Consider the following 944-nt stretch of genomic DNA (forward strand, 5'->3'; position numbering starts at 1 on the left):
TTTGGCTGGGCAGTTAAGAACGGACAGTATGATGACCTGGAAGGCCCCGCGCACAGCATTCTCTATGATGATGATAAAGACATGATCCCGGGGCAAAACAACAAAACTCAAAAGAAAGACCTGAATACTAAAGACAGTCAACATAGTGAAAAATCGGACGACTAAGTTTGCTAAATGACCCCGGTATTCTTATTTCTGCCTTTATGCTTGGCTTTCTAGGCTCTGCACATTGCTTGGGAATGTGCGGAGGTTTAGCAAGTGCCTTAGGTTTACATACCTCATCATCAAACAAGGCAAGCTTCTTACTCTCCTATAATCTGGGGCGCGTTATAAGTTATTGCATCGCAGGACTGATTGTTGGCAGCCTTGGTTTCTGGCTGAGCAAACAATTAGCAGCCTTAGAGGTTCTCAGATATTTAGCTGCAACAATGTTAATTCTAATGGGTTTATACCTAGGCCAATGGTTTAATGGAATACTCTGGGCTGAAAAACTAGGTAGTAAACTCTGGCCCTTGATTCAACCATTATCAAAGCGTTTTATGCCTATTAAATCAATCAAAGATGCGCTAGTGGTTGGCATGGTGTGGGGTTGGCTACCGTGTGGTTTGGTATACTCGGCTTTGATCTGGGCAAGCTTGGAAGCAAGTATCTTCGGTTCAGCACTAATCATGCTTGCTTTTGGCCTAGGCACCCTGCCTTCAATGTTGAGCAGCGGTTTATTAGCACAAAAACTATCCGCGACAATTAGAAAACGCTGGTTCCGCTCTTCTGCCGGAGCAATGATGACTTTATTCGGCTTATGGTCTTTGCCAGTCATCCAGAAAACAGTTTACCAGCTATTAAACGCTTAGCTAAGAAGCCCAATGATAAATTTCTGAAAAAGGCTCAAAGAAACTTTCATATTGTTTATACGCAGAGACGGCATCCTGATTTATTTCCCGCCT

Annotated in this window: 2 protein-coding genes; both read left to right on the forward strand. The window is 43.3% G+C overall.

Features of this window, described 5'->3' with window-relative positions; translation table 11 throughout:
• A partial coding sequence (gene ccoS / locus A3729_RS05275; protein WP_068633322.1) for a cbb3-type cytochrome oxidase assembly protein CcoS occupies positions 1–165 on the forward strand: 165 nt, incomplete at its 5' end.
• 2 nt (positions 166–167) lie between these two features.
• Positions 168–851 carry a sulfite exporter TauE/SafE family protein gene (locus tag A3729_RS05280; protein ID WP_231875596.1) on the forward strand — a complete coding sequence of 228 codons (684 nt, stop codon included), beginning with the start codon at positions 168–170 and terminating at the stop codon, positions 849–851.
• Positions 852–944 lie beyond the last annotated feature (93 nt).

The sequence above is a fragment of the Oleiphilus sp. HI0043 genome, assembly GCF_001634935.1.